This window comes from Sebaldella termitidis ATCC 33386 (genome assembly GCF_000024405.1).
Classification (GTDB): Bacteria; Fusobacteriota; Fusobacteriia; order Fusobacteriales; family Leptotrichiaceae; genus Sebaldella; species Sebaldella termitidis.
This window is the reverse complement of the sequence record NC_013517.1, coordinates 1,617,593-1,639,067: the sequence shown is the minus strand read 5'-3', so window position 1 is coordinate 1,639,067 and position 21,475 is coordinate 1,617,593. Positions and strand designations below refer to the sequence as shown.

The 21,475-nt window shown below is 33.6% G+C and carries 17 protein-coding genes; 6 read left to right on the top strand and 11 right to left on the bottom strand.

Annotated elements, in window-relative coordinates:
* The first annotated feature begins 1 nt into the window (after position 1).
* From STERM_RS07550 to STERM_RS07525, 6 genes are all read left to right on the top strand, one after another.
* On the top strand, positions 2-853 hold the full coding sequence (locus STERM_RS07550; protein WP_012860994.1) for a transporter substrate-binding domain-containing protein: 852 nt from the start codon (positions 2-4) through the stop codon (positions 851-853).
* A 128-nt stretch (positions 854-981) separates the two neighbouring features.
* Positions 982-1,884: a hypothetical protein gene (locus STERM_RS07545; protein ID WP_012860993.1), complete on the top strand. Its 903-nt coding sequence runs from the start codon at positions 982-984 to the stop codon at positions 1,882-1,884.
* Positions 1,885-1,967: 83 nt separating this feature from the next.
* The gene (locus STERM_RS07540; RefSeq protein ID WP_012860992.1) at positions 1,968-2,663 is read left to right on the top strand and encodes a ComEA family DNA-binding protein; all 696 of its coding nucleotides are present in this window, start codon (positions 1,968-1,970) and stop codon (positions 2,661-2,663) included.
* A gap of 26 nt (positions 2,664-2,689) precedes the next feature.
* Positions 2,690-3,637: an AEC family transporter gene (locus tag STERM_RS07535; RefSeq protein WP_012860991.1), complete on the top strand. Its 948-nt coding sequence runs from the start codon at positions 2,690-2,692 to the stop codon at positions 3,635-3,637.
* A gap of 23 nt (positions 3,638-3,660) precedes the next feature.
* On the top strand, positions 3,661-4,071 hold the full coding sequence (locus tag STERM_RS07530) for a hypothetical protein (protein WP_012860990.1): 411 nt from the start codon (positions 3,661-3,663) through the stop codon (positions 4,069-4,071).
* 39 nt (positions 4,072-4,110) lie between these two features.
* Complete coding sequence (locus STERM_RS07525) at positions 4,111-4,845, top strand: helix-hairpin-helix domain-containing protein (protein ID WP_012860989.1); 735 nt, start codon at positions 4,111-4,113, stop codon at positions 4,843-4,845.
* Positions 4,846-4,905: 60 nt separating this feature from the next.
* Here STERM_RS07525 and STERM_RS07520 read toward each other — a convergent pair whose 3' ends face one another.
* From STERM_RS07520 to STERM_RS07470, 11 genes are all read right to left on the bottom strand, one after another.
* Positions 4,906-8,661, bottom strand: coding sequence for an autotransporter domain-containing protein (locus STERM_RS07520; RefSeq protein WP_012860988.1), 3,756 nt, complete (start codon positions 8,659-8,661; stop codon positions 4,906-4,908).
* Positions 8,662-8,953: 292 nt separating this feature from the next.
* Entirely contained in the window at positions 8,954-10,078 is a 1,125-nt protein-coding gene (locus tag STERM_RS07515) for an NADH-dependent flavin oxidoreductase (protein ID WP_012860987.1), read from the bottom strand.
* Between the two features lie 520 nt (positions 10,079-10,598).
* Complete coding sequence (gene pgmB, locus STERM_RS07510) at positions 10,599-11,243, bottom strand: beta-phosphoglucomutase (RefSeq protein WP_012860986.1); 645 nt, start codon at positions 11,241-11,243, stop codon at positions 10,599-10,601.
* 77 nt (positions 11,244-11,320) lie between these two features.
* On the bottom strand, positions 11,321-13,600 hold the full coding sequence (locus STERM_RS07505; protein WP_012860985.1) for a glycoside hydrolase family 65 protein: 2,280 nt from the start codon (positions 13,598-13,600) through the stop codon (positions 11,321-11,323).
* Positions 13,597-14,643, bottom strand: a complete 1,047-nt coding sequence (locus STERM_RS07500; protein ID WP_012860984.1) for a Gfo/Idh/MocA family protein — start codon at positions 14,641-14,643, stop codon at positions 13,597-13,599. The genes STERM_RS07505 and STERM_RS07500 overlap by 4 nt, the downstream gene beginning before the upstream one ends.
* A gap of 9 nt (positions 14,644-14,652) precedes the next feature.
* Positions 14,653-15,447 (bottom strand): sugar phosphate isomerase/epimerase family protein, encoded by a 795-nt coding sequence (locus STERM_RS07495; protein ID WP_012860983.1) that lies wholly within the window; start codon positions 15,445-15,447, stop codon positions 14,653-14,655.
* A complete protein-coding gene (locus tag STERM_RS07490) occupies positions 15,440-16,510 on the bottom strand; it encodes a zinc-dependent alcohol dehydrogenase (RefSeq protein WP_012860982.1) in 1,071 nt (356 codons plus the stop codon). The genes STERM_RS07495 and STERM_RS07490 overlap by 8 nt, the downstream gene beginning before the upstream one ends.
* Positions 16,511-16,574: 64 nt before the next feature.
* Entirely contained in the window at positions 16,575-17,426 is an 852-nt protein-coding gene (locus STERM_RS07485) for a carbohydrate ABC transporter permease (RefSeq protein ID WP_012860981.1), read from the bottom strand.
* The gene (locus STERM_RS07480) at positions 17,413-18,291 is read right to left on the bottom strand and encodes a carbohydrate ABC transporter permease (RefSeq protein WP_012860980.1); all 879 of its coding nucleotides are present in this window, start codon (positions 18,289-18,291) and stop codon (positions 17,413-17,415) included. Before STERM_RS07480 ends, STERM_RS07485 begins: the two co-directional genes overlap by 14 nt.
* A 142-nt stretch (positions 18,292-18,433) precedes the next feature.
* Positions 18,434-19,753: an ABC transporter substrate-binding protein gene (locus STERM_RS07475; RefSeq protein WP_012860979.1), complete on the bottom strand. Its 1,320-nt coding sequence runs from the start codon at positions 19,751-19,753 to the stop codon at positions 18,434-18,436.
* A gap of 23 nt (positions 19,754-19,776) precedes the next feature.
* Positions 19,777-21,462: a sugar phosphorylase gene (locus STERM_RS07470; protein WP_012860978.1), complete on the bottom strand. Its 1,686-nt coding sequence runs from the start codon at positions 21,460-21,462 to the stop codon at positions 19,777-19,779.
* Between the last annotated feature and the right edge of the window lie 13 nt (positions 21,463-21,475).

The window sequence follows — 21,475 nt, the reverse complement described above, 5'->3', positions numbered from 1 at the left end:
CATGAAAAAATTATTGTTTTTAAGTCTGATGGTTTTAGTTTTATTTGTATCATGCGGAAACAAAAATACCGATGATAATAATGCCAAAACTAGCGGAGAAATAGAAAAAATTCAAAAAAGAGGAAAACTGATTGTAGGGGTTTTCACAGACAAACCGCCCTTTGGTTTTATCAATGAAAAAAATGAAAATGACGGCTTTGATATCGCACTGGCAAAACAATTTGCAAAAGATCTTCTTGGTGATGAAAACAAAATAGAATTTGTTCCCGTGGAGGCTGCAAGCAGAGTTCCTTTTCTGCAGTCAGACAAAGTAGATATTATTATGGCTAATATGACTGTTACCCCTGACAGGGAAAAAGTCGTAGATTTTGCAAATCCGTATATGAAAGTCGCTATACAAATCTTGGGAAACGATAAAGATAATATAAAATCTTTAAATGACCTGAAAGGTAAAAAATTAATTGTTAATAAAGGTACAACAGCTGATATATTTTTCACTAAAAATTATCCTGATATAGAGCTTCTTCGTTTTGACCATAATACAGAAGCTTTTCAGGCTCTGAAAGACGGCAGAGGTGTTGCTCTTGCACATGACAGTCTTCTTCTTTATGCATGGGCACAGACTAATCCGGGCTTTACTATAGTTAACGAAAAGCTTGAAGAACCATCTCCTATTGCTCCAGCCGTAAAGAAAGGAAACAATGAGCTGAGAGAGTGGATCAATAATGAACTGACAGAATTAGGAAAACAAAACTATCTTCATAAAATTTATGATGAGAAACTAAAAGATATCTTCGGAGCAGCAGTAAGCTCCCCTGATGAAGTCGTTACTGAGGGCGGTATATTAAAGTAACTCTTTTCAAAATATAATATCTAAGACCTTGATTATTTCAGGGTCTTATTTTTTAGCCCCTTGACAATTAATTCTTTTAATAATAGAATAATATCAGGTTCGCAATATCTGTATCTAAAGGAGTAGCTATGAAGAAAAAACATTTCAGTATAATAAGCGGAGCATGGTGCCTTGTCACTTTATTTGGCTTTGCTAATTTTCTGGCTTTTTACTACGCCGGTTATAAATCAAAATCAAAAAAATATATTTTCATCGGACATATATATTTAGTATTAAAACTGGCTTCCGCTGTAATCAAACTACGCTTTTTCAGTTCGCTGATTTCTTTTTTGTCAATAGCAGGATATTTTTTCGGAATAATTTTTGCTTTTGCTACTATAAAAGCTTTTTATAAAAGATTGAAACTTTTGGATTTACTAGATCCTCTTATATTGAATTCTAAAATAAAAATGATATATACCTTAGATAATCAGGCATTAGATGAATTTGTCAAAGAAAATGAACATTTTTTTGAACAGACAAAACCATTTTCAGATGCTGCAACCAAAAACAACAGTTATTCACAGCCGTATGTATCCAAAGCTGATGAAAATGAACCGGCTCCGGAACTAGCATCTGATATCAACGATGACGCCAATATAGATATTATAGTCAATATTATTGATGAGAGCGGGAATAAAAAAGAAATTCACAGAATGAATATTGATAATATTGATTTAGAAGATTCGATTGATATTACTGATATTACAGATGAAAATGAACCGGCTTCGGAACTGGCATCTGATATCAGCGATGACAGCGATATAGATATTATAGTCAATATTATTGATGAGCGTGGAAATAAAAAAGAAAGCCGCAGAATGAATATTGATAATATTGATTTAGAAGATTCGATTGATATTACTGATATTACAAAAGAAATTATAAAGAAAGCTGTTACTGATATTGAGAAAGAAATAAAATATACTTTTGAAGATTCTGAAAATATGGTTACTTTTAGTTCTAAAACTAAAATGAAGAAGAAAAAATAAATTTAGCTAATATTATAGCTGCTTATTTCCAAGTATAAATTAAAGCTTTTCATTTTAATAAATTATTTTTAAAAGGAGAATTTATGAGTTCAGATAATAAAAAATCTATACATGCTTTTTGGGCTATTCTTACAGCTTTTGGTGTTTTTAATGCCGTACTTTTTTATTATGCCGGTATAAAATCAAAATCCGGAAAATATATAAAAGTAGGTCATTTTTATTTATTTCTGATTTTTCTTACGTTTTTCGTAAATTCAAGTATTCCTTTTATTACAAATATTTTATCTTATTTATATTTAGGCGGTTATATTTTCGGACTGGTTTTTGCTCTAAAAACCTTGCCCGCATACAGAAAAAGACTTACTATGCTGGAATATGCGGACAGCAGTACTTTAAACAGCAAAAAAATATATCTGTTGGATAACCAAAGTCTGGAAAATCTAATAAAAAATAATTCACCTGTTCCTTTGGAAAATAATATAAAAACATCTGTTTTTACTGATTCAAAAAGCTTTGATCCTGTTATTTTCTCGGAAAACAGTGAAGATGAATATCCAAAATATCTTGGTATAAAAACTAAAATAAATATAGATCCTGAAGAAAAGCTGTCTGCTCTTCCTTTTATAACAAAGCAGCTTGTCAGAAAAATTATATTAGAAAGAGAGCTGGGAAGCGGATTTAGAAATACTGATGATCTGTGTAATAAGCTCGGACTCAGTGATCGTAATGCCAGAATACTTGCACAAAGAATCGACTTCTCATTTAAAAATAAAAAATAAAATATTCTTACTGACAAAGGGGCTTTATGATTGATAATTTTATATTTACAATAAATGCTGTTCTCCCTGTTTTCATAATGATTTCACTGGGTTATATTTTTAAGCGTATAAATCTTATCAATGAAAATTTCATCAGCACTGCCAATAAATTCGTTTATATGGCTGCCATTACGGCATATTTATTTCGTTCCACTGCTAGAACTGATTTTCATGAAATTATGGATTTAAAGTTCATCTTTTTTATTGTTGCAGCAACTTCATTTAGTTTTTTAGCTGTCTGGATCGGAGCTGAATTTTTATTTAAAAATAAGGCTGTTATAGGAACTTTTGTTCAGGGCTCTTTCAGGGGAAATTTTGCTTTCATTGGAATTCCTATGGTTATAAGTATCCTGGGAAGTGAAGATGCGGCAAAAACATCACTCGTAGTTATGTTTGTCGTTCCCATATATAATATTCTTTCTGTTTTCATACTTTCTGTACGTTCCTCAAAAAAGAAAAAACTGAAAATAAAAAGAATACTAATAGATGTTCTGAAAAATCCGCTGATTATATCTATTATGTCCGGTATAGTTTTTTCACTTTTGAATATAAAAATACCGTATCTTCTGGATAAGCCTCTTGAGTCTCTCGGAACTATTTCCACTCCGCTTGCACTTATTGTTATCGGAGGGTCTTTCAGTTTTAGGAGTGCAGGAACAAAATTAAAGCCTGCAGTTTTGGCAGCCTTGTTAAAAACTACTATAATTCCTTCCCTTGTGATATTTTTTGCTGTATTATCAGGTTTTACAGGAGGGGACCTTATTATCATATTTGTTATGGCAGCTGCTCCCACAGCTATCAGTTCATATATTCTCAGCGTTATCATGGACGGGGACAGTGATCTTGCAGCCAGCATTGTTATATTTTCTACAATTATCACAGCTTTTACCAATACTCTGGGAATTTATCTTTTCAAGAGCTTTGGAGTTATATAACTATATTAAACAGAGGAGTTTTTATGGAAAATAATACATTAAAAGAAACACGAAATTTTAATTTCTGGTTATTATTCTTATTTTTTGGAATTTTCAATAATTTTATATTTTATTATATAGGTATAAGGTCTAAATATCGGAGATATATTCAATTTGGTCACTTTTATACATTTATATGGCTGTTATATATATTCTCACTTATAATTAAAGACAATTCATTTAGCTCTATTATACCTTTAATATATATGTTTTCTTATCCGGCTGGAATATATCTCGGATTTTCTTCAAGAAAATATTATAGTTACCGTCTTATTTTACTTAAAGAAGCAGCTTCTTTAAATTTGATAAATCAAAAAATTACTGTAACTGACAATTATGATCTTTATTATCTGATTAATTCAACAGTTCCCCAGCCAGGTTCTGTTTTTGAATAGCTAATAACACTAATAATATTAAAATAAGGGGTGACATATATGAATACTGAAAATACTAATAATAAAGATAATGATGCTTTGGGAATCCTTTTAATTTTTCTCTCTCTTGGCGGAATTTTTAATTTTATAATATTTTATATATTAGGAGCCAGAGGAAAATATAAGACCAGTACATTACTTGGTCATTTTTACTTGGTTGGTTTTGTTCTTTTATCTTTGTTTGAAGTATTTGATAAAATTCTTCATCCGCTGATACTGTTTGTTTATTGCATTTTAATTATTGCATCATATATTATTGGATTTCTTGCAATTTGTGTTTGCTCATATGATGCCTATAAAAGACTTTCATTTTTTAAATACCTTGATGATTTTACTGTTAAAAATAAAGATTTTTATGCTATGAGCAATGAAGAGCTCAAAAACTTTGTTATTGAGCAAAACCCGCAGGCACTAAAAGATGCTGTATCTTCAATTACTGTAAAAGATATTTCTCTTAATGAAAATAACTCACTTGAAGTAAAAACACAGGTATCCGATAAGCCTAAAATATCAATTAATACTATTAAATATGAAGAATTATCAGCTCTTCCTTTTTTCAATTCAAGTTTTGCAGAAGAAGCTGTTGAAAATAGAAAATCCGGAATTCTCTTTAATAATATGGAAGACCTGAAGGAATTTCTTCATATAGATGATCAATCTGCTGCTACTTTGGAAAATTTAGTGACTTTTAGTACCAAGAAAAAAAAATCTGCTAAAAAAAATACAAATAAATAAAGTAATTATAAAGGGTCTGTATCAAAAAAGTTAAACCCTCTTGATATAGACCCTGTTATTTTACCATGCTATTTTAAATCCTGCTCTTATGACCTGATTATCATTACCGTCTGCTATTCCTTTATTATATTCTCCATATAATTTTATTTTATCTTTAAATCCATATTCTATTCCAAGACCGAGATTCAGATCATTTCTTCCTGTCTCTCTTGAATCTACAGATACTGCATCACTAAATCCTGCAAGATTTATATCTCTGTCTTTATAAGGATTTCCCACTTCATAAGAATATTTTACTTTTGGTATTACTTTAAAGCTTGAAGTATTATTATTAAATACTGTCATTTCTGATTCCAGTCCAATTTCAGGTCTTACTGAAAAAGCATCTGCTGCTTTTACGTCCATGCTGTATCCGTTTCCTTTTTCTGTATAGCCGTCCTGTGATAAGTAATCCACGCTTATCCCTGCCATTGGCCGTAAATTTATTCTGTCTGTTATATCATAAGTGTATTTCAATTGTGTTTTAGCATTTACAGACCATGAATCAAAATCTCCATTTACTTCTCGGTTTGTATTATCATAAGTTATTTTTCTGCTTGTGTCAGTTGATGAGATATTATAACCAAGAGTACTTGTCCATGTCAGTTTATCTGTTATTATCTGTTCTACAGCTCCTTTTATTGTCCATGTATCTGTAGTCTGGCTGGATTTACTGTCATCTCTGTAATCTACATCAGAATTAAGATAGCCGACAAATCCGCCGACAGATGTTTTATCTCCGGCTTTTTTCATTATTCCGGCTGTAAAGCCATAGCTGTCTTCATCATAACCAAGGGCATTTTCTTTAGTATCTGCCTTTGTATTTCCGCCAAGAAAATTGAGATAAAATCCCTGATTAACATCTGATTTTTTATCTAATAATTGAAATATACCATCTTCGAGTATTTTGTTCTGCTGAAGCTGCTGATATGTCAAATTTGCTGTTATACTTTCACCTGTTATTTCTTCCTGTGCTGTTTTGGCTAAAGCTTCTGAAGTCACATTTTTCTTTAATGAATTATACAAAGCATTCTGAACATTATTATTTTCAGAACCTGAATAATTATTTTCAAGCACTTCGCCCAAATCTCCGCTAAACACATCGCTAAAATCTTTTCTTTTCATTACCATGCTGTAATTGTCTCCGTCTTTTTCCGCAGAAGCCGTGAATAAATATGAATCCGATACTATACTTCCTGTACCTGTTACATCATTTACTTTTACACTTTTCAAAAGATAGCTGTCTTCTGATGAATCCAGAGTTCCCTCAGCATTTAGATACATATCTCCCTCTAAATTCAGTGTAGAAGCCTCTATCTCTCCTGTTTGTGTATCCAGCACAAATTTTCCTTCACTTTCTACTGTGAATTTTCCAGAACTTGTTATAGTTCCCGCATTTACTAATGTAGATGTACTATCCAGAACATAGGCTCTGCCGCCGGAATTGCTATTGTTTGCCCCTATACTCGCAGTATCTTCATAATCAGTATTTGTCTGAGTTACAGGACTGTTCCCGTCAAGAATTATCTGTGAATTCTGTCCTATTCTTACTGTACTGTTATTTTCTGCTTTTATTCCTGTTGCATTCTCTCCATCTATACGTATTATCCCGTTATTTGTAAAATTAGTATTATTTATATATACCCCTGTTTTATTATCACCTGTTAAGTGTATGGTTCCGTCATTTATTACTATCGGCTGAATACCTGAATAAAGCATTTTTGAATATATCCCGTAATTACCTTCATTAGCTATTATTCCTGTTTCTTTATTCACAAAAATCGAGCCTGTTCCTGTTATATATACACCATTATCTGAACTATTCCTAATTTCACCGTAATTATATCCCTGACCTTCACTAGCTATATACATACCATCTGTATCAGTATTTGATATAAGTCCTTTATTTTCTGCTCTTCCTCCTTCCAGTACATAAATTCCTATTGATCCGGCATTAGATATAATCCCAGTCTCTTCATTTATAAAAACAGAGCCTGCATCTATTACATATGCACCATAACCTGAGGTATTGCTTATCTCTCCGTAGTTATATCCACGACTGTTATTGGTTATAAATACTCCAGTTTTTCCATTATTTGATATAACTCCTTTATTTTCTACCGTTCCTCCAAAAGTCGCATAAATTCCTCCTGTTCCTGCATTTGATATAACACCTGTTTCTTCATTTACAAATCTGGAACCAGCTCCATTTATATATACACCATTATCTGATGTATTTCTTATTTCTCCAAAATTTCTCCCCTGCCCCTGACTTTCCACATACATGCCCTCTGTTCCATTATTAGCTATTATTCCTTTATTTATACCTTCTGCAGAAGAGCTTATATGTATACCGTCTTTTCCATTATTTGATATAATTCCTGTTTCTTCATTTATAAAAACAGAACCTGAACCAGTCACATATGCACCATTACTAGAATTATTTTTTATCTCTCCATAATTATAGCCTTGACTGTTATCTGCTGTAAACATACCATATAATCCGCTATTTTCTATTCTCCCATAATTTAATGTTTTGCTTCCTGATTCTGAATACATTCCTACATTACCAGTGTTCTGTATTATTCCGGTTTCACTGTTTATTCCTTCACTGCCTGAAACTGCATGTATTCCACTATTACCGTCATTTTTTATTTTACCGTTATTTTGAGCTGTACTTCCTGTACCATCAACATACATTCCATAATCAGTTCCGTTGTTTACAATTCCATTTTTTGTATTTACAATTGTTCCGCCGTTTTTTGCTATCATTCCATATGCTTTTTCATTACTGACAATCCCGAAATTTTCAGCTATACTTTTGTTACCTTCTGTGTATATTCCATAATCACCGGTATTTTCTATTATTCCTTCTGCATTATTTGCGGTTTTCGCTTCATTTCCAGCATACAAGCCGTAATTCCCGGTATTTTTTACTGTCCCATTATTTTCAATAACAGACTCACTGCCTAGAGCATATATACCAAAATCATCATTATTCTCTATCACTCCGCTGTTAACAGCCTCGCCGTTATTAATGTATATCCCGAATTTTCCTCTGTTTGCTATAAGACCGTTATTCTCTGCTTTAGTTCCTTCATTAAGAAAAATTCCATAATTCCCATAATTCTCTATTTTCCCAGCAGAATAATTATTCAGTACAGTTCCGGAATCTTCCAGATATATCCCGTAATCTCCTGTATTATTAATTGTTCCTTCATTTGACATTACAGCACCGGACTGGAGAAGCACCCCGCCTCTGTTCCCGCCTATTGTTCCTTCATTTATAAAATTTGCATTTTTTACTATTTCTGCTGAAAAATTCTTAGCCTCATTATTTGTATAATATGATTCTATAATATATTTATTTGCTACACTTGTATTATTATCCGCCGCCCATAACCCTGTATTGTCATTTCCCAGAATATTTCCCGTAGTTTCATAGCTCAGCGAACTTCCAAAAGCTGTTTTTTCTGCTTTAACTACGCCATTTTCTTTTATCACAGTTATTTTTTCTGTTTCGCTATCTGAGTCCTTAGTACCTGCAGAATCATCAGACGGTTCATCAGAGCCTTCAGTATCATCAGACAAATTTTCCGGTTTTTCATTGTTTGTATTAGATAATTTCTTTAACTTTTTATTTTTATCAGACATTTTATATTCTGTCCCTAAGATAATGAATTCGTTTTCCTCTTTTACCTCTTTGGCCATAGAAACGGAATTTATTGCCAATAGTAAAAAGATCGTATTCATCAGTTTTTTTGGTTTTTCTTTCATTTAAACTCACTTCCTGTTTTTATTTATACAGCAATCTTTAACATATTACTGTCCTATATTTTAATTATAACACTCATAATTCAGCATAGCAACTTAATTATACAAAAAACAATCATATAGAAATTTTTCATTAATTTTAATGTTACCATTCTGTTACATTAAAATCATTTTCTAAGATTTGCAATATTTGCAATATATTTTATAAACACTATAAAATAAAAAGATCATGAGTATTATTATATATCTCATAATCTTTATATATGTTTTTATAAATCTTTATTTAAATAATAAATTATTTTTCAAATGGAAACCAGCCGTCTGTATTTTCTATCTGCTTATATAAAGCATCGGGTATAACCAATTTATCCTTAGAACCACGGCTCATTTTTACAGCTATTTCATCCTCCTGATCTTCTTCTGCCTTTTTTACCCAGTCAGGCTCCATTATCAGTTCTCTGCCCAATGCTATCATATCTGCACCATCCTCAACTATTTTCAGAGCCTCATCCGGTGTATGAATGCCTCCTACAGCTATTACCGGTATTCTTCCGTTTACTTTATCTATTATCATTTCTACCATTGACTTATCGTATCCTGAACCCATGCTCGGCTTAGCATGTATATCCTGAAGAGATATATGGATATAATCCAGCTCTTTGCTTATCAGATTTTCTACTAAAACCAGTGTATCTTCTATTCTTATTCCCGGTGTCTCTATTTCTTCAGGTGAAAATCTGTAGCCTACAATAAAATCTTTTTTCCCGTATTCTTCTGCTACTCTTTTTACTTTATCTATTACTTTCATCGGGAAAAGCATTCTTTTCTGTATATCTCCGCCCCATCTGTCTGTTCTTCTGTTTGAGTGCGGTGAAAAAAACTGCTGTATCAGATAAGTATTGGCTCCGTGTATTTCCACACCGTCAAAACCTGTATCTATAGCCTTTTTAGTTGCCTTTCCAAAATCTTCTATAATTCTGTCTATTTCCGCTTCGTGTAATTCACGCGGAATTACATCAGGAGTTCTGGGACTTGGTATATTTCCGGCACTTACTGCCTGACCGCCGGGAATCAAAGCCGGCACAGCCATTCTTCCTCCGTGATGTATTTGCAATATAGCTTTTGTTCCTTCATTTCTGATTATTTCAGACAGCTTTTTCAAATTCTCATCTGCATTTTCTGCAAATGCTGTAAACTGTCCGGGAAATGCTATTCCGTCAAGAGAAACTCCTATACATGCAGTAATGAGCATTCCTAATCCTTTTGCTCTTCTTTTATAATATTTAAGCTCCTGTTCGGAAACCGTTCCGTCAGAATTTCCGGAAAATGTTGTCATTGGTGCCATTACTATTCTGTTCCGCACTTCTGCACCATTCTTTAAAGTTATTGGAATAAATAGATTTTTATACTTTTCTTTCATTATAATTACCCTCACTTTCCAAATTAATTTGTTTATACAATTATAAATCATTATAACAGATATATAGAAAATAAGGAAGTAAAAAATAAAAGGATTAAACATATAAACCAAATCTTATGTGTAATTAACCAATATTGTGACTATATGGAATCTTTTGATAGACTGTTGTGTTCTAAGATAGTTATATTAATAGTAACTGGAACAAGCACTGCTTCAGATCATATTTCAGAATTTACATTCTAAGATAGTTATATTAATAGACTATTAACTATTTTATTTAGTCTTCTTCCCTTTAAATTTACATTCTAAGATAGTTATATTAATAGTCTTGTATGAAAAAAACCTCTATTTATTATACCTCAAATAAACATTTCTGTCGATCACTTTTTTTCGTCTGCCGAAATTATGACATAATCATGTCATAGTTCATCAAATTCTGAACTCTAATACCTATAAAATATAAAATTGTCGATCTCCGGCATTTTGATCCTTACCAGAGATCGACAGATTATCTATTGTTTTAAACAATATTATTTATTAATTCCAAAGTTAGAAAATCCGTAGATTTTAGATTCAAATCTGCATCCGATAAAATTTCAAAATCTCCAATCCCTATTGAAAAAATATCCGCATCATTAATAGCCTGAATTCCGGCATAGGAATCTTCTATTCCCACACACTCTGACACTTCTAGTCCCAACAGTTCAGCACCTTTCAGAAAAATGTCCGGAAACGGCTTTGCTCGTACAGATCCCGGCTCCGCTATATTATCAAAATATTCATATAATCCGGTTTTTTTCAAAATCAGGGGTGCATTTTTTGAAGCAGAGGCTAAAGCAAGCTTATACCCGTTCTTTTTTAACTCAAATATAAAGCTCTCTATTCCCGGCAGAATACTTTCTTCATTTAATTTTTCCAGCAATTCCAGATATCTGTCATTTTTTTCCTTCATCAGTCTTTCTTTTTCCTCTTCTTCCAAAGCTACATTACCAAACTCAAGTATTTTTTGAAGTGAATTATATCTGTCAATTCCTTTTAGACTTTCATTGAATTCTTCATCTATCTGTATTCCCAGCTTATCTGCTGTTTCTTTCCATGCAAGATAATGAAACGGTGCTGTATCTACTATAACTCCGTCAAGATCAAATATTACTCCTTTTTTCATCTTTTATTTCTCTCTTTCTAAAAACAGCCGCCAAACTGTCATTTTTCTTTTTGTTATTTTAATTATAAAGCTTTTTGTTAATATAAAACCCTGAGATAATCTTTTAATTCATACTTTTGCTTATTAATAAATATTTCCAGAATATCATTACTTTCTGAAAATAATTCTACAGATTTTTTATCTATTTTTATCCTGAATGCTTTTTTTCTAAAAACCAGAGGAAATTCAAGTTTTTCCCAGTTATCAGGAAGTACAGGCTCTATATTCAGCATTCCGCCATTTTCACTTATTCCCCCAAAGCCCTTTATACATGTGAGCCATACAGCACCAAGAGAGGCAGCATGTATTCCGTCATCCGAAGAATGCGGATTTGGACCGAGATCTATAAGACAGGCTTTTTGAAAACACTTGTAAGCAGTTTCCTTTTCTCCGAAATATAAAGCTGTTATCGCATGGATAGCCATACTTAGCGATGAATCATGAATTGTTTTGCTTTCATAATAATTCCAGTTTTTTCTGATAATATCCTTATCGAATTTATCTTTAAAGAAGTATAAAAACATCACAAGATCTGCCTGTTTTAATACCTGCATATCCACTACCTCATCACGTGTATAATCTTTTAGTATCCCCTGTTTTGAATCACTGTCCGCATATCTGCTTATATCTATTATTTTTTTTGAAAGAAAAGTATCGTCCTGAGGAATTATACCCGTTTCAGCAGGCTCAGGAAGATAGATATTCGCGGCAAAATCCCTGAATAATGGTATTTTTTCTTCTAAGCCGAGTTTTTCAGCCAGCTTCAAATATATTTTATCTTTTTTATTCTCAAAGCTTTCTAATAATTTTGCAGTTTCAGAAACTGTATATTCTGCCATATAATTAGTATACGTATTATTATCAATATGCTCTGTATACTCATCAGGCCCTATTACATCCTTTATTACATATTTACCTGTTTTAGAATCGATCTCTGCTCTGCTTACCCAGAATTCAGAACATTCAGCCAGTATTTCCAGACCTGCACTTTTCATAAATTCTGTATCCCCTGTTACATGAAAGTATTCTATGACTGCATAGGCTATGTCTGCCACTATATGTATCTCTTTTTCCGCAGACCATACTCTGTTTGCTTTTCCTGTTTTTATATTTATTGCTGCAAATTCAGGTGTTTCTTCTTTTCCGTCAAAAGCACTTTCCCAAGGAAACAATGCCCCTCTGCAGTTTTTGGAAGCTGCTTTTTTACGTGCTTCATCAAGATTTCCATATCTGTACTCCAAAAGCTGTTTTGCTGTTTCAGGGTTAGTATAAAGAAAAAACGGAAGCATAAATATTTCTGTATCCCAAAAAACATGCCCTTTATATCCTTCGCCAGTCAGACCCTTTGCGCCTACGCTGAATCTGTTATCATGAAACGGGGTCATAATCTGCATATGGTATAATGAAAAATTTACTGCAAAATTATCGAATTCATCACTGCTTTCTATATTAATTTCGCTTTTTTCCCAAAAATTATTCCAGCTTTCCGAGCTGCTATGAAACAGCTCGTTATATCTGCTGTCCTTCAGTTCTCTTATCTTATCCAGAGAATATTCTCCGATATTAATATCTTTATTAATGAATTCCTTATCAACAGATGTATAAACCAAAGAAATTTTTTCTATTTCTAAAATTTCTTTTTTCCTTATAACTCCTGTGATTTCTGCCAGAAGCTTCCGCCGTTCTATTGTAAAAGACTTCTCTAAAACCGGATTTATATGCAAAAATGTATTAAGGTACATATCTATATTGCTTTCAGTTGTCCTCTGTACATATTGGATAAATTTATCATCATACACTCTCTTCTCCATTTCATGAAAATGCTGTACGCCTGAATTAGTCTGTCTTCCGTCAACGCCGGTTTTTATTTTTACATTACTGTCTTCATCAAGAGCCTCTATACTCACCTTCGAACATACAAGATGTCTGTTTTCCAAGGATACAAAACGCCTGAAAATCATTTTAAATTTCTTATTTCCTGTATTTTCCCATACAAGCTCTCTTTTCAGTTCTCCTGTTTTCATATCAAGAGTAAAATTATATTCATGTATTTTCCCTTTCAAAAGACTGAATCTTTCATTATCAATAATTATTTCAAATGCTGTTATATCAGCAGCATTAGGAAGCTCGGCGACTTCATTCAGACCCGCCCTGTTATAAGTTCCGGCTATAAAAAAGCCCCTCTTCTGACCGGCATATTCTTCCTCAAATCCTGCTCTGATTCCCATATAACCATTTCCCAGAGTCATCAATGCCTCATGCTTTCCTGATGTTTTTTCTGAAAATACATTCTCTTCTATTCTCCATTTATCTATCATAGCTCTATCTCTTTTCCTGTTTCAGCTGAAGTATACAGAGCTTCCACCAGTCTTTGAATTTCATAGCCTTCTTCGGCGTTTGTAATAAGGGCATTTTTATCTCCCTTACACACATTTATAAAGTCTCTTACACTTTTTTCCTGCTTATCTTCAGCTGCCAAAGCGGCTTTTTTTATATCAGTCAGTTCACCGTTTGCCTCTGTATATATTTCCATATCTGCAAGATTCATTCCGCCCTCTGTTCCAAACAGCTCGACATTCATTATTGTGTTTTTTTCTTTTATGTTCAGGGCAAATGATGTTTCCAGATTCCAGACACTGCCGTTTTCAAATTTTATATAACCTGTAAGAAAATCCTCCACTTGAAATTTTTCTGGATTCCATTCACCTAAAGTCCCTTTATTTTTCACATTTCCTATTTTAGTATATGAAAAAGCAGAAACTGATTTTATTTTCGGGAATCCTGCGAGATATAATGCTGCATCAAGCATATGAACCCCTAGATCAATGAGCGGACCTCCTCCCTGCAGCTCTTTATTGGTAAAAACTCCCCATCCGGGGATCCCTCTTCTTCTCAGAGCCTTTATCCTGCCGTAATAAATATCACCAAGCTGCCCTGAATCCATTGATTTTTTCATATATTCCACATCTGTAGAGTGTCTGTGGTGAAAGTTATAAGCAAGAACTTTGTTTTTTTCCTTTGACAGATTAAGCATTTCCAATGCTTCTTTTGCCTTTATCCCAGGCGGCTTTTCGCAAAAAACATTGCAGTTATTTTTTAGTGCAAGCATCACATTCTCATAATGAAATTTATTAGGAGTGCATATACTTGCAATATCTAAGTCCAGAGCCTCAAACATCTTTTTTGCAGAGGAAAAATAATACGGGATATTATATTTTTCTGCTATTGCACGAGCCTTTTCAGGAATAGTATCTACGATTGCCGTTACTTCCACTTCTTCCGGATATTTTTGATAATTTGCTATATGTACCGTTTCTGCTATCTGTCCCGCTCCTATTATTCCGGCTTTTAATTTAGACATAAAAATCTCCTATTCACAGCTTTTTAGATATTCCAGTGATTTCTGATATTCTTTTTCAGGATTTTCACCCCTTATTCTGCATTCATAGACCACATATCCGTCATAATTTATATCTTTCAGAGTCTTAAACAGCTTTTTAAAATCCATGCTTCCCGATCCCGGCTGAAATCTGTGATTTTCCGCAATATGTATATGTTTTACCATATCCTTATTATCTATAAGTGACTGAAACATATTATCCTCATCTATGTTCATATGATATGCATCAGCTATTAATTTTACATTCTGAAATTTTCCTTCTTCTATTATACTTCTTGCTGCTGCAAGAGTATTTATCATATGATCCTGATATCTGTTAAGAGGCTCAAGAAATATGACAGTATTTGTTTCTCCTGCCTTTTTATCCAATATTTTTAATGAATCCAGTATTGCCTTTCTGTCACCCTCTGCACTTCTCGGAGACTGCATCGGAGGCAGTCTGAAAGTAAACATTCCCCATGCTGCCGGAACTACAATTCCTTTTCCACCTATCTCCTGCAGAGCTTCCAGTATTTTTTGTATATCCTCTATCCCATTTAATCTTCTTTCTTCTATAAAATCGCCTATCCAGCCTCTGTATCCTCCGCATGCACTTACTACGGGAAGTCCGGTTTCCTTTATGGCTTCTTTTACTTCATCAAGATTATTAAGCAATAATGCTCCGTCTATTTCATAACCGTCAAACCCCATATCCTGTACTTTTTGAAATCTTTCTTTCAGCTCTCTCGGCAAAAAAGCCTGATCCTGTGTACAAATTTTAAACATCTTGTTCCCCTCCTACTATTATTCCCATTTTTATGCTTAAATCGGGATGCTGGTCTACGTATTTTTCATATGCTTCTGCTGAGTCCGCAAAATTTACCACCGGATCTATAATATCTTCACAGTCGATATAATTACTCATCAGTAGATTCCAGCATGTATCCTCTATTCTTTTTCTGTTCCATCTTGGATAATCAGGGTTTGGTTCATTTGATGCTCTTGAAAATACTATTTTTGCATTGCTGAAATGTGCCTCACGTCCAAAATTCAAACCTTCGGGAAACGGCTTTGCAAAAGCTACATACGATATTGTCCCTCCGTAAGCTATTCCCTTTAATGCAGCCTGAAGAGCCTGTGCACTTCCGCTCGTTTCTATGACAGAATCCGCGCCCATCTTGTTTGTTGCTTTTTTTATTTCCAATCCTACATCACATGCTGTAGGATCATAACAATAATCAGCACCGTGTTTTTCTGCTATATCTCTTCTTATTTTTATGGGATCTACACCTATTACTATTCCGGCTCCTGCTTTTTTAGCAAGCTGTATTAATATCTGCCCTATTGCTCCAAGACCTATTATTACCACATAATCCCCGGCTCTTACATTAGCATCACGAAACCCGCTCATGGCAAACTGTGCCGGATCATAGCAGACTGCATTTTTCCATGATACTCCTTCGGGAAGCTTTCTTAATTTATAGTTATCCACTGCATTTACTATTTGTGTTTCTCTTATAGAACCATATGAGCATACAGTATCCCCTATTTCATATTCTGTAACATTCTTGCCCTTTTCAGTAATTTTCCCTACAAACATATTACCTAGGTTAAATTCCCCAAATACTACACCTCTTGCTTCATCATCACCCCTTTTTTTGAAAATCTGCCATTCAGTATCATAGTCTTCATCTATAAAAGGACTAAGTCCTCTGAAATCCACTACCTCTGTACCGTGCTTCGGCGAAGCGAATTCCACTTTTACCTTTACTTCGTTCTCTGCCATTTCTCTGTCTTCATAATCCAGTAATTCAGCCTTTCTGGGTGCTGTAGCAATTAATGCCTTCATGATTTTTTCCTCCTGTTTGTTATCTTATAAAATTTGTTTTTTGTATTTATTAAGCCAGTGAATATTATCCCTTTACTCCGCCGGCTACCATATTTCCCCTTATGAATTTTTCCGATACAGCATACATTATTACTACAGGAAGTGCTGTTACTAATGATGCTGCCATCATTCTTCCCCAAATATAATCAGGTGTATTAAATAATGCATTAAGCCCTATAGGGAGTGTAAAATATTCCGGTGATGATATGAATACCACTGCAAATAAATAATCATTCCATGCAATCATAAAACAATATATAAATACAGATGCAATCCCTGCAAGGGAAAGTGGTATTATTATTTTGAAAATAATCTGTATTCTGTTCAGCCCGTCTATCATTCCGGCTTCTTCCAGATCCTTAGGTATTGTATCAAAGTAACTTTTCAGCATATAAATTGATGTCGGCAGTGTTTGTACCACCAGTGTTATTATCAATGCTGTCTTCGTATCATGCAGCCCGAGCTTTGACATTATTCTGAACAGCGGTACTACCAGAAGAATTCCCGAAAACATATAGACAGTATAAAAACTGTCATTTATAACTGTTTTTCCCATAAAATTCAGCTTTGACAAGCTGTATCCTCCGAAAATTCCCGCAGCTACAGATATTATTGCTGTAAATACCGCCACATAAAGACTGTTCTTAAAATAATTCAGAAACGGAAATATTTTCGGATTAAATATATCCCTGTAATGCTCAAATGTTATATTTTTGGGTATTATAGTCGGCGGATACTGTATTGCTTCTTTCGCTCCTTTTAGAGATGTAGACAGCATAATTATAAAAGGAAATAAAATTATAAAAAGCATAAATACCAGTGATACATAAAACACTATTTTATTTATTCTTCTCGCTGTTTTACTATTTCTGTTCATTTATATCCACCTTCTTTCTTATAAATATTATAAATGAGAATATTATTACAAAGAGCAGTATGGAAATTGCCGCCGCTTTACCGAGATCATTTCTTGCAAAGGCCATTTCATATAGATATACTCCCAGTATATTTACTTTTTTGGTAAGCAGATATACATCCGCAAACATATAAAATACCCAGATGGTTCTCAGTGTTATTACTACCATAAGCACAGGCTTTATACACGGAATGGTAATAGCCAGAAATTGCTGCCATTTATTTGCCCCGTCTATTTCTGCCGCTTCATACAGTGTACTGTCCAGTGTCTGTAATATCGCCAGAAATGATAAAAATGCATACGGGAAAAATTTCCATACTGAAAATAATACTACCAGTATAAAGGCACTTGTGGGATTATCAAACCATAGCGGAGCCTCTTTCAAAATATGCAGTTTATCTACAAGCATATAATTTATGATTCCGTATATATTATTAAACATATATTTCCATGCAAATACCAGAGATATTGAAGGAACTATATAAGGAAGTATTATCAATGATCTTGCTGTTCCTTTAAATTTGAAGTTTCTGTTTACAAAAATGGCTGCTCCTAATCCTACCACAGTACTTCCCGCTACAGAAAAAAATGTATACAAAATAGTAAGAAGCAGTGATTTATAAAAATTTATATCTGTTATAACCGTAGAATAATTTTTTAATCCCACTAATTTAGGTGTCAGTCTTGGATTTAAAGGAATTTTTTGAAAACTTATTATAAAGTTATAAATCATAGGATAACCTATCAAAAGAACTATTAATAATATGCTTGGAGCAAGAAGTGCCACAGCCAGCTTTGTATCCTTATAAACTTTATGTTTTTTCATAATTTTCTCCTATTTTTTTATTTATTGCCGCTGTTTTTATATAAACACAGAACTAGTGCTGTGACCTGTTTATTTTTAATTAAACTGTCAGGTTCACAACACTAATATAAAATGTAAATTTTATCCTAATTCTGTTATTTTTTTATTGTGCAATTTCAGCTATCTGCTCCTGTGCTGCTTTCATACCGGCAGCTATATCCTTGTTATTTACCACTATTTCATTAATCATTCCGCCTATAATTCCTGCATTGGTAATATCTCCCATTACTATGAAATTTTTCCCGTCCACTACACCAAACATCTGAAGGTTATTAAATGAAGATGTCAGATCACTACTGAATGCCGAAAATGTTTTTATTACTTCGTTAGATGTATATTCAGGACTCGTAGCTACAGATTTTATTACAGGCTGTAATCCGCCCGGAGACATAAGTATCCATTTTGCATTAGACTGATCTTTTAACATAAATGCTACAAATTTTTCTGCCGCTGCCTTTTGATTATCATCAAGACCATTTGTAATAGTAAGTGCAGAAACTACCCCGAAAGCCGCTCCTTGTTTTTTTGTAGGAACAGCATACCCAAGATCATCTGTTATTCCTTCTTTATATGCAGCCGGAAGTATATAAGTAGAATAAATCACCATAGGAGCCGATCCGTTTAAAAACGCATCCTTTACCTGTGATACGTCATTTGATCCGGGCATTGTATATTTTGCAAGCTCCTGGTAATATTCTATCGCTTCTTTCATTTCAGGAGTGTCAAGTGCTGCTTTTCCTTCTCCGTTCAGTACATTTGCCCCGTTTGATAATGCAAACTGTGAAAATACCTGTTCTGTCATTACACTTTTTGCAGTAGCAAGTGCTATCCCGTATTTTTTATTCGCAGGATCATTGAATGCTTTGGCTGCTGCCAGAATATCTTCCCATGTTTCAGGCTCTTTTAGTCCTTTTTCCTGAAAGGCTTTTTTGTTATACCATACACCCTGAACCCATCCGCTGATAGGAACAGCTGCATAATTAGCCCCGTCTTCTGTCTTTAATACTCTTAATGCCCCGTCATAAAAACTGTCAGCACCTTTATCCTGTATTACTTTATTTACTGCCTCATAATCTACAAACTCATTTTTAGCCATTACTTTTGCATAATCATTGCTCACTTCTATTATTGCCGGAAGCTTTCCGCTTGATCCGAGTGTAGTTACTTTAGTCTGGTAAGAGTCTTCATCTACCGGTATTTGTTTTATTTTTATATCCGGATTTTCTTTCTCAAATTCTGCTATTATTTCATTTATCTGATCAAGTCTTTCCTGTTCTACCATTGAATGCATAAATTCCACAGTTACCTGCCCGCCGGCTGCTGCACCTGTTTCAGTTGTTCCTGTATCATCTTTTTTTCCGCAGGCAGTCAGAAAAATAATTCCAGTAATTAAAATCATTAACCTCATACTTATTTTTTTCATAATCTCTCTCCTTTATCTAAATATTATTTAATTTCCAGCCATGTAAATCCATAAGATGCAAGCCTGATATGATTTTCATCAGTCAGAGAATTTTCAGCGATCACTGTACGTTTTATTTCATAAGGAATTTTCAATGTGATCTCTTTATCTGAAATATTATTGATAATCAGAATTTTTTCCTCTTTATCCACAGATATTCTGATAAAAGAAAATACCTCACTGCCAAAATTCTGAATTATTTGTTCCGCATCAGGATTAAAAGATTTTTCGGTCTTTCTTGCTTTTATCAGTTCTTTTAGACGGTTATAAATTCTGCTTCTGATTCCGTTTTTATTTTCCAGTTCCGAAGTAATTTTTCCGTATTCCAGCTTTTCCCTGTTTATTGTACGGTTCATTCCAGTAATTTTTACACCCTCATAGTAATTCTCGGAACCGAGTATACTATGTACATATATTGCGGGTACACCCTTAAATGCAAGTAAAACAGCCTGTGCATTTAAAAATTTCCCTGTTTTCATCTCATCTGTATCATTCTTTCTTGATACTGCATTTATGTATGAAGAATTTATTTCGTAAGGGCTTAATGTCCCGTCTGTATTTTTTTTATAAGAAACCAATGCACCTTCTTTTTCAAGATTTCTTACCATTTCCAAAATTTCTTCTTCTTCAATAATACCTCTTACAGGATTTATCCCTATTCCGTCATGCGAAGCAAGAAAATTAAAATATGTCACTTCATCACCTGGAACTTCCAGATTCGAAGCCCATCTGCTGATTGCCGAGCTGTCCCCGTGCATAAATGTGTAAATCACCAGCGGAGGAAGCGGAAACTGATATACCATCTGTGCTTCGTCTCTTCCGTTCCCGAAATATGAAATATTATCTTTATGAGGAACATTTGTCTCAGTTATTATTACAGTTCCCGGAGCAGTTTGTTCCGCTGCATCCCTGAAAAGCTTTATTATTTCATGTGTCTTTTCATGGTGTATGCAGGTAGTCCCCGCTTCCTTCCACATAAATCCCACAGCATCCAGTCTTATCCAGTCTGCACCTTTTTCCAGATAAAAGAGTAATACATCAAGCATTTTTATCAGAACCTCAGGATTTTCGAAATTCAAATCTATCTGATCATCACTAAATGTTGTCCAGATATATTTTTTACCGCAGGCAGTATCAAATTCCGAAAGCAGCGGAAGTGTTCTGGGTCTTGTAACCAGACTAAGATCAGTATTCTTATCTATTGCTATGAAAAAATTATCATACTCGGGATTACATTTCAAATATTCCTGAAACCACTCACTTTTCGCAGATATATGATTGCATACAAAATCAAACATTAATCTGAAATTCTTCCTGATTTTTTCTATATCAGCCCAATCTCCCATATTTTCATGTATTTTTTTATAATCAATTACAGAAAATCCGTCATCTGATGAATATGGAAAAAATGGAAGAAAATGCACCAATTCAAATACATTTTTAAAATATTTCTCTGAAAAGTCATCAAATGTTTTCAGTGTTTTTTCGCCTGTTTTGTATATCTGGTCTCCGTATGTTATCAAAACTACATCCTTTTCATCCCATTTCACTTTTTTCTGTTCCTTTTGTTTTTTCTGGGCATTATTTATCATGGTTTCTATTATTTCTGTATATTTTCCGGCCGTTTCTTCTCCGTACACTTTTATCAGTCTTTCTCTAATCGCTGCCAATTTAATATGCTCC